Genomic DNA, 8173 nt, shown 5'->3' with positions numbered 1-8173 from the left:
GGGGCTCACCCCCCCCGGGGGCGGGCGGGCGCGCGGCCAACCCCCCGCCCCCCCGACGAGAATACGATGGGGCCGACGCCGCGCAGCGGCCGGTCCGCCGTCAGGCTGTAGGCGCGCGCCAGGGTCTGGCTGATGCCGCCGCTGGTGCCGTTCAGCTGCTGCGCGGCCATCAGCGCCACCGCGTCGGCCACCTGCTGCAACTGGGCCTGGCGCTGGAACAGCACGGCGAACTCCAGCGCCAGGCCGACCATGCCGGCCACCAGCGGCAGCGTCACCGCGAACAGGGTGGCGATGCCGCCGCGCTGGCGCGGCCGCGTGCCATGCCGCCTCATTTGCGCGCTCCCGCCTCCGGCGCCGGCTCGCCGAACGATTTGCGGTAGCGCGCCTGCGCCGCCGCCGCCGCCGCCCCGTCCAGGGCGGCCGCCTCGCCTTCCGGCTTGACCAGGTGGGCCGTGATCACGAACAGCAGTTCGCTGCGGTCGTTCTGGAAATCGGTGCTGCGGAACAGCGCGCCCAGCACCGGGATCTCGCTCAGGAAGGGCACGCCCTTGATGCTGTTGACCTGGGTGTGGCGGATCAAGCCGCCGATGGCGAAGCTCTGGCCATCCTGCAGCTGCACCGTGGTGCTGGCGCGGCGCGTGGTGATCAGGGGGAAGATGGCGCGCGACGCCAGGCTGCCGCTGCTGACGCCGACGCCGTCGCGCGACAGCTCGGACACTTCCGGCGCCACCTTCAGGTTGATGCGGCCGCCGGCCAGCACGGTCGGGGTGAACTTCAGGCCGACGCCGAATTCCTTCTCTTCCAGGGTGATGCGGTTATTGTCCTGCGCCACCGGCACCATGACCTTGCCGCCGGCCAGGAAGCTGCCCTCCTGCCCGCTCATCGCCATGACGGTCGGCTCGGCCAGGATGCGCACCTGGCCATCCTGCCGTTCGGCGTCGATGGTCAGGCTGCTGCCGTTCGACTTGGCCAGCTGCAGGCGCGCGCCCAGCATGCCGCTCAGGAAGTCGGCCAGCACCATGGCGCTCCAGCTGCCGCTGGCGTGGCGCAGCGACAGGCCGGCTTCCAGCTTGTCGAGCAGGGTCTTCGACACTTCCGCCACTTTGACTTCCAGCTTGACCTGCTGCGGCGCGCTCACCGCCAGCAGGTTGACCAGGCGCGGCCCGCTGGCCGGCGCCGGCGCCGCGCCGTCGCGCTTGGCCAGGGGCTGCGGCGCCTGGCGCACGAACGCCTGCGCCAGGTCCAGCACCTGGGCCAGGGTGGCGCCGTCGCTCACGCTGCCGCTGAGGGCGATGGCGTCGGCGGCGGCGCTGACCTTGATGGCGCGCTCCTGCGGCAGCAGCTCGGCCAGGCTGGCGCGCAGCGGCGCCACGTCCAGCCCGACCGCCACTTCCACCACGCTGCAGGCGCCGCCCTTGCCCTGCACGATCAGGTTGGTGCTGCCGATGTCGGCGCCCACCAGGTACAGCGTGTCGGGTGCTACCAGCGTCGCCTGCAGCACGTGCGGGTTGCCGATGCTGCGCCCGCTCACCGGCTCGGGCAGGCGCATCAGGGTCGATTTGCCCAGCTCCAGCGCCAGCTTGCCGGGCGCCGCCGGGGCGCCGCCGCAGCGCAGGGGTTCGCTAAGGGCCGGCGCCAGCAGGGCGGCGGCGGCCAGGGCGCTGGCGCGGGCCAGCAGGCGGGTCGGATTGGGTCGCATGGCGGCTCCTCACAGGCATTCCTTGCTGCTGCGGTTACCGTCGATGACGCCGATACAATACGGTGCCGGCGTGGCGGCCGATGGGGGCGGATGCGGCGCAGCAGGCGGGCCGGCGCGGCGCGGCGCCTGCGCCAGCGCGGGTGCCGCCGCCAGGGCCGGCGCCGGCGGTGCCCCCGGCGGCGTCCCCAGCACGCTGGCGCGGGTGGCGCCCACGGTGGCCACCGGGCGCGGGTCGACCTGGTTGCGTAGCACCAGCGACAAGGTGCCGACGCCGCGCGCCAGGTCCAGGCGCTCGGCCTGCTCCGGCGTCACCTCCAGCGTGACGGCGTTGACCACGCGCGGCTTGGTGTCGTCTCGCGCCACCTCCTGCGCCACCGCCAGCACCAGGATGCGCTCCAGCACGATCTTCGACAGCGCCGGTTCGCTGCCGCCGGCGCCCACGGCCTGCGCATGCACCAGGATGTCGACATAGTTGCCCGGCAGCGCAAAGCCGGCCACGCCTACCACGTCGTTCACGCGCACGGTGATGGCGCGCTTGCCCTCCGCGATCAGGGCCGACAGCCCGCCCAGGGTGCCGAGCGGCGCCAGCTTGGCCGCCGTCAGCGCTTCGCCGCGCTGCACGCTGGCCTTCAGCACCCGCCCCGCCAGTCCGCCCGGTTCGCGCTGGGCGCCGGCCGGCACGCTGCCGGCCGGCCATTCGGCCAGCGTCATCATTTCCGGCGCCAGGCGCTGGCCCAGGCCGACATCGCTGGCCGCCACCACGATGCGCACGGTGGCGGGCGTGGCCTGGCGCAGCAGCCAGCGCGACGCCAGCAGCACGGCCGCCAGCCCGAGCACGCCGGCCAGCGCCAGCATCAGCAGGGCGCGCCGGCTTTTCATGCGACACCATCGGCAAAGATGCTGGACCAGGCCTGGTCCAGCGTGGCCGGGTTCAGGCGCGGCACCGTGCCGGCGAAGCCGGCGAATTCGGCCACGCGCGCCACGATTTCGCGCGGCAGGCTGGCCAGCAGCGGCTGGCCGCTGCCGCGGTGCAGCTCACCCACCAGGTAGGCCAGCGCCGCCTCGTCGGCCTCGATGCCGCGCGCGCGGCACTGCTGGCGCAGCAGGTTGCGGTAGGCCGCTTCCGGCAAGGGCCCCAGGCCCACCTTGTAGCCGATGCGGCGCAGCGCCGCGCCGTCCAGCAGGGTGTGCGGCGCCAGGTTGGTGACGAAGGCCAGCACCGGCTGGCACGGCACGCTGAAGGTGTGGCCGCCGGGCAGGGACAGCTGGTCGGTGCCGGCATCGAGCAAGGTGGCCAGCCGGTTCAGCAAGGCGGACGCCGGCATGCGCTGGCGTCCCAGGTCGTCGAAGATCAGCAGGCCGTGGCAGGCTTTCAGCTGCGGCGGCGCGATATGGCAGCCGCCCGCCGCATCCAGGCGCAGCTCGAGCAGCGGCGCATCCAGTTCGGCGCCCAGCTGCACCACCGGCCGCTGGCACAGCAGCCAGCGCATATCGCCGCCGCGCGCGCTGGACGGGCGGCCCGGCAGGGGCGGCGGCGCCAGGTGCACCGCGGCGTCGTACAGCTGGATGATGCTGCTGCCCACCGCCACCGCATACGGCAGCGCCACCACGCCCTGCAGCAGGCGCCCCAGCTTGCGCGCCAGGGTGCTCTTGCCGCTGCCGGACGGGCCGTACACGCACAGCGAACGGCCGGCGTGCATGGCCGCGCCCACCAGCTCGTGGATGCGCGGCGGCAGGCAGTCGTCGCCGAACACCGCCGCCACGTCGCCCGCCAGCACCGGCGGCAGCTGCACCGCCTGGCGCTGCAACTGGGCGCGCCAGGCATCCAGCGGCACCGGCGCCGGGCCGGCGTAGGGCGAGCGCTCCAGCCATTCGACCGCGCGCTGGCGGCCGATGCCGGTCAGCTGGTACTGGATGTCGATGTCGGAATCGCCGCGCCAGGCCACTTCCACCAGCTGCTCCGCCTGCAGGCCGTCGAGCAGCTCGCGCAGCACGTTGATCGACAGTTTCAGGCGCCCGGTCAGCAGCGACAAATGGCATTTGCCCGCGCCCAGCAAGGCCTTGCCCACCAGCTGCGCCAGCAGCCCCGGCTCCAGGCCGGTATCGCGCACGGTGCGCGGCGGGGGCGGCAGCAGCGGCTGCTCATCATCTGCAAAATCGATCATGGTGTCCTCCTGTTGCAACCGATGATAGGCGCGGGTTTCCAGTTGGATATTGAGGCGGAGCAAATGTCAGCGATGCGCCAACGCGATTGTTGCGATCGTGCCGATGGCGATCGCCACCGCATACGGCATGCCGTCCGCCACCACGCCGCGCCGGCGCGCCGCCAGCAGCCAGCACAGCGCCAGTACGCCGCCGGCCAGTGCGCTCAGCACGCCCAGCTGCAGCGCCTGCGCCGGGCCGACGAAGCTGCCGGCCATGGCCATCAGCTTGACGTCGCCAGCCGCCATGCCGCCCAGCGCATACATGGGCAGGAACAGCAGCAGGCCGACCACGCCGCCCGCCAGCGCCTGTCCCAGCAGCGCGCCGCTGCCGCCCAGGCGCCAGTGCAAGGCCAGCGCCAGCAGCAAGCCCGCCAGCACCAGCACGTTGGGAACCCGGCGCCAGGCCAGGTCCGATGCTGCCGCCTGGCACACCAGGCACAGCAGGATAAGTTCGAGTCCGTTCAACATGGCGGGAAATGGCTGGCCGCCCGGCCGCCGCCGGGTAGCCAGCCGGTCGCTAGACGCCGTTCAGCCTGTCGCGCACGTCGTTAAACACCGTTTCCAGTGCGTCCTTGACGCCGTCCATCGTGGTCGCCACGGCCAGCGCAATCACGGCGGCGATCAGGCCATACTCGATGGCCGTCACGCCCCGTTCATCCCTGATGAAACGTTTCACTGCGGAAAGTGCTTTCATGATGATCTCCTTGGCTAGGAAAACTCTGACGCCTGGGCTGCGCGCCATTGGCTTTACTATAGGAGCCATTCCTACGGACAAGTTGATTTTGCGCAAGCTTTCCGCACAGAACTTTTCTTCGCCTGCGGATGTTCTATGTCAAACTGTGATTGTGGAAATTGTGTTGCAATGAGGTCGCGTTTTTGCATAAAACAGGGCAATACAATTGCCTGTAATGCAAAAAAGATTTATCCTGATCAGCTATCCTTTAGAAAGCCCCTTGCTTTACCACTGAGCGCCTAGTTACCGGACACTCACATGGATTCCCTTCTGAAACATATGGTGGACATGACCGGCCACCGTGATCACACGATGCTCGACATCTCAGTGATCTCGGCGGTTGCGGAACTGGCATCCGCCACGCAGGCACGTGTGCTGAGCATCGTCAATGTACGAGGCCAGCTGTACGTGCGCCCGCGCGCCGTGATCGAACGCGGCCAGCCTGCGCGCATGGAAGAGAATATCGATCCGGCCCTGGCGGGCGAGCCGGTCAGCAGCCTGCCGGCCCTGGCGCGCTGCCTGGCGCACCATGAATCGAGCGCCGACTACATGTCGCCCGAGGGTGAGCACACACTCTGGCTGCCGATCTGGATGGGCGACAAGGCCGATACCTGCCTGGAAATCGTCAACCCGACGCCCTACACCAGCGATACCATCCACATCATCGGTGGCATCGTCAGCGTCTACCGCAATTTCCAGAACCTGCTCGACTACAGCGAGCGCGACTCGCTGACCGGTCTGCTCAACCGCAAGACCTTCGACGACCAGCTGGCCAAGATGCTGCAAGCCTCGGCCGAGCACGACCTGCCGGCGGTGCCGCCGGACGGGCTGGAGCGCCGCTCGCCGCCGGAAACGGAAAAGCAATGGCTGGCCGTGGTCGATGTCGACCATTTCAAGGCCGTTAACGACAAATTCGGCCATTTGTACGGCGATGAGGTGCTGATCCTGATCGCCAACCTGCTGCAGTCCTCGTTCCGCGCGCAAGACCGCGTGTTCCGTTTCGGCGGCGAGGAGTTTGTGGTGCTGCTGCGCTCCTCCACCCTGGAGAATGCGAAAAAGATCATCGAGCGCTTCCGCATGAATGTGGAGCAGCACGATTTCCCGCAGGTCGGCAAGGTCACGGTCAGCGTCGGCTTCGTCAGCATCAGCGCCTATGAAGCGCCGGTGATCATCCTGGGCCGCGCCGACCAGGCCCTGTACTACGCCAAGAGCCACGGCCGCAACATGGCCTGCCACTACGATGAACTGGTGAGCGGCGGCCTGCTGCAGACCGTCGAATCCAACGATACCGCCGAATTCTTCTGACGCGGCCTAGCTGCCGGCCAGGGTCAGGAAACGCATCGGGTCGACCTGCCACTTCGCCGGCGACTCATGGCCGACGATCTTGTCGCCGCCGCCAAAGCCCAGCCCGCGCGACAGGTCGATGGTTTCCGGCTTGATGTAGACGTTGTTTTTGGTGTTGAAGAAGACGTTCACTTTCGGCGCCAGCAAGTTGGTTTCATGCGGCTCCACCACCACGCCCAGGCGGCCCGACTCCAGCATGACCAGGGTGCCGACCGGGTAAATACCGACGCAGCGCATGAATTCCTGCACCAGCTGCTGGTTGAAGTGGTGCTTGCTCCACTCATAGATCTTGCGCAGCGCGGCCGCCGCCGGAATGCCCTTGTGGTAGCAGCGGTCCGCCGTCAACGCGTCATACACGTCGACAATTGCCGCCATCTGCGCGATTTCGCTGATGGCGTCGCCCGCCAGCTTGTCCGGATAGCCGGTCCCGTCGCGCCGCTCATGGTGGTGGCGCGTGATGTCCAGCGCCAGCTGCGGCACTTCCGGCGACTCTTTCAGGATGTTGTAGCCATCCATCGGATGCTTCTTGATGATGGCAAATTCCTCATCGGTCAGCGGGCCCGGCTTGTTGAGGATGGCGTCCGGCACTAGGGCCTTGCCGGTATCGTGCAGCAGGCCGCCCAGGCCCGCTTCGCGGATCAAGTCCTCATCCATGCCACGCGCATTGGCAAACGCCACCAACAGCGCGCAAACGCTGACGGAATGCAGGAAAGTGTAGTCATCCTTGGTCTTGATGCGCAGCAGGCCCAGCAGGGCGCCCGGATTGCGCAGGATCGATTCCGTGATGTTCTGCACCACCGGCTGCACGGCGCCGATCTCGATCGCCTTGCCCAGGCGCGCGTCGGCCATCACGTTTTTCACCACGCCCGCCGCCTGGTGGCGGATCTGCGCCGCGCGCTTCAATTCCTCGCCGAGCGAGGTCTTGATGATGCGCGATGGCGCCTTGGCGATTTCCTCCAGCTCGCGCTCGGTGGCCGCCTGCGCCTCGTCCAGCGACGGCGCATCCTCCACGTCCAGCCCCTTGCCGGCGTCGATCACCACATCGTGGATGCCGGCCTTGATGATTTTGTTGATCTCATCCTGGCTGGCAATGACGAAGCGATTGCGGACGAATGGATGGGTCATCCAATCGCAGCTCAGGTCATGAATGTACATCCCGACCTTGAGCTGGGAGGAATCGACTTTCTTTAACATGGGGTGAATCCGAATGAATATGCTTTAGTGCGCGTTAAAATGAGTATACACAATGTTATCTTGGTGGAATATTCACATAACGAAAGTATTTGATTTATAAATGGAACTTCGCCAGCTGCGTTACTTTGTCGCCATCGTCGATCACGGTTCCCTGTCGCGGGCGGCACTGGTCTTGCATGTAGCCCAGCCAGCGTTAACGCAACAGCTGCGCCAGCTCGAAGAAGAGCTGGGCGCCCAGTTGCTGCACCGCAGTGCGCAAGGCGTGGTCAGCACCGACGCCGGCAAGGTGTTCTACGACCACGCGCAAGCCATCCTCAAGCAGGTGGCCGACGCGCGCTCCGCCGTCACCCAGTCGGCCCGCCCGTCCGGCAGTGTGACCATGGGCCTGCCGCACAGCATTTCCGGCGCCCTCGCGCTACCGCTGCTGACGGCGGCACGCGAGCAGTATCCCGACATTACGCTGCAGTTGACCGAAGAACTGACCGGCAACCTGGCGGAACAGCTCAAAAGCGGCCGCGTCAACCTGGCCATCCTGTTCGACGATGGCCAGCTCACCCCGTTTTCCACCACCGCGCTGGCGGAAGAAGAACTGCGCTTCATCTGCCGCCACGACGCGGTCTGGTTCAGCGACCGCGACACGGTCCCGCTGCAGCAAGCCCTGAACGCCACCCTGATCCTGCCCGGCCTGCAGCACGGCGTGCGGCCGCGCATTGAAGCCGTGGCGCGCGCCGCCGGCCTGGTGATTGGCAACGTCATCGAAATCAATTCCATCGCCATCCTGAAATCGGCCATCATGGCCGGCATGGGCGCCACCATCCTGCCCGTGGCCCCGGTGCTGGCGGAAATCGAGCTGGGCCATATGCGCAGCGTACGCATCAACAGCCCGGCCATCAGCCGCACCGTGGTGCTGTGTGCTTCGCGCAACATCCCCCTGACCAACGCCGCCACCGCGATTGCCGCCCTGACCCAGCAGGTGGCCACCGACCTCTGCCAGCGCGG

The 8173-nt window shown here is 67.8% G+C and carries 9 protein-coding genes; 2 read left to right on the top strand and 7 right to left on the bottom strand.

What is annotated here, in order from left to right:
* Window positions 1-5: 5 nt before the first annotated feature.
* The 6 genes from ACE3TQ_RS20150 to ACE3TQ_RS20125 all read right to left on the bottom strand — a co-directional run bounded on the left by ACE3TQ_RS20150 (window position 6) and on the right by ACE3TQ_RS20125 (window position 4597).
* The gene (locus ACE3TQ_RS20150; protein ID WP_374584316.1) at window positions 6-332 is read right to left on the bottom strand and encodes a pilus assembly protein TadG-related protein; all 327 of its coding nucleotides are present in this window, start codon (window positions 330-332) and stop codon (window positions 6-8) included.
* Entirely contained in the window at window positions 329-1699 is a 1371-nt protein-coding gene (locus ACE3TQ_RS20145) for a type II and III secretion system protein family protein (RefSeq protein ID WP_374584314.1), read from the bottom strand. The genes ACE3TQ_RS20150 and ACE3TQ_RS20145 overlap by 4 nt, the downstream gene beginning before the upstream one ends.
* 9 nt (window positions 1700-1708) lie before the next feature.
* Entirely contained in the window at window positions 1709-2578 is an 870-nt protein-coding gene (gene cpaB / locus ACE3TQ_RS20140; RefSeq protein ID WP_374584312.1) for a Flp pilus assembly protein CpaB, read from the bottom strand.
* Window positions 2575-3864: an ATP-binding protein gene (locus ACE3TQ_RS20135; RefSeq protein WP_374584310.1), complete on the bottom strand. Its 1290-nt coding sequence runs from the start codon at window positions 3862-3864 to the stop codon at window positions 2575-2577. The genes cpaB and ACE3TQ_RS20135 overlap by 4 nt, the downstream gene beginning before the upstream one ends.
* A gap of 66 nt (window positions 3865-3930) precedes the next feature.
* Window positions 3931-4371: a prepilin peptidase gene (locus tag ACE3TQ_RS20130; RefSeq protein ID WP_374584308.1), complete on the bottom strand. Its 441-nt coding sequence runs from the start codon at window positions 4369-4371 to the stop codon at window positions 3931-3933.
* 49 nt (window positions 4372-4420) lie between these two features.
* Window positions 4421-4597: a Flp family type IVb pilin gene (locus tag ACE3TQ_RS20125; RefSeq protein WP_374584306.1), complete on the bottom strand. Its 177-nt coding sequence runs from the start codon at window positions 4595-4597 to the stop codon at window positions 4421-4423.
* A 297-nt stretch (window positions 4598-4894) separates the two neighbouring features.
* Between ACE3TQ_RS20125 and ACE3TQ_RS20120 the strand changes: the two genes are divergently transcribed.
* Window positions 4895-5941 carry a GGDEF domain-containing protein gene (locus ACE3TQ_RS20120; RefSeq protein WP_374584304.1) on the top strand — a complete coding sequence of 349 codons (1047 nt, stop codon included), beginning with the start codon at window positions 4895-4897 and terminating at the stop codon, window positions 5939-5941.
* Between the two features lie 6 nt (window positions 5942-5947).
* Here the strand turns inward: ACE3TQ_RS20120 and ACE3TQ_RS20115 are convergent, their stop codons facing one another.
* Window positions 5948-7174 (bottom strand): HD-GYP domain-containing protein, encoded by a 1227-nt coding sequence (locus tag ACE3TQ_RS20115; RefSeq protein WP_374584302.1) that lies wholly within the window; start codon window positions 7172-7174, stop codon window positions 5948-5950.
* Between the two features lie 100 nt (window positions 7175-7274).
* Between ACE3TQ_RS20115 and ACE3TQ_RS20110 the strand changes: the two genes are divergently transcribed.
* A partial coding sequence (locus ACE3TQ_RS20110) for a LysR substrate-binding domain-containing protein (protein WP_374584300.1) occupies window positions 7275-8173 on the top strand: 899 nt, incomplete at its 3' end.

Source organism: Pseudoduganella sp., from assembly GCF_041914865.1.
Lineage (GTDB): Bacteria > Pseudomonadota > Gammaproteobacteria > Burkholderiales > Burkholderiaceae_D > Rugamonas.
Note: the sequence above shows the minus strand (reverse complement) of the source record. Positions and strands in the feature narration are given on the sequence as shown.

What these genes read in the sequence shown, in the direction of transcription:
- ACE3TQ_RS20135 (WP_374584310.1), bottom strand. Translation starts at nt 3,864, where the DNA reads ATGATCGATTTTGCAGATGATGAGCAGCCGCTGCTGCCGCCCCCGCCG.
- ACE3TQ_RS20120 (WP_374584304.1), top strand. Translation starts at nt 4,895, where the DNA reads ATGGATTCCCTTCTGAAACATATGGTGGACATGACCGGCCACCGTGAT.
- cpaB (WP_374584312.1), bottom strand. Translation starts at nt 2,578, where the DNA reads ATGAAAAGCCGGCGCGCCCTGCTGATGCTGGCGCTGGCCGGCGTGCTC.
- ACE3TQ_RS20125 (WP_374584306.1), bottom strand. Translation starts at nt 4,597, where the DNA reads ATGAAAGCACTTTCCGCAGTGAAACGTTTCATCAGGGATGAACGGGGC.
- ACE3TQ_RS20115 (WP_374584302.1), bottom strand. Translation starts at nt 7,174, where the DNA reads ATGTTAAAGAAAGTCGATTCCTCCCAGCTCAAGGTCGGGATGTACATT.
- ACE3TQ_RS20130 (WP_374584308.1), bottom strand. Translation starts at nt 4,371, where the DNA reads ATGTTGAACGGACTCGAACTTATCCTGCTGTGCCTGGTGTGCCAGGCG.
- ACE3TQ_RS20150 (WP_374584316.1), bottom strand. Translation starts at nt 332, where the DNA reads ATGAGGCGGCATGGCACGCGGCCGCGCCAGCGCGGCGGCATCGCCACC.
- ACE3TQ_RS20145 (WP_374584314.1), bottom strand. Translation starts at nt 1,699, where the DNA reads ATGCGACCCAATCCGACCCGCCTGCTGGCCCGCGCCAGCGCCCTGGCC.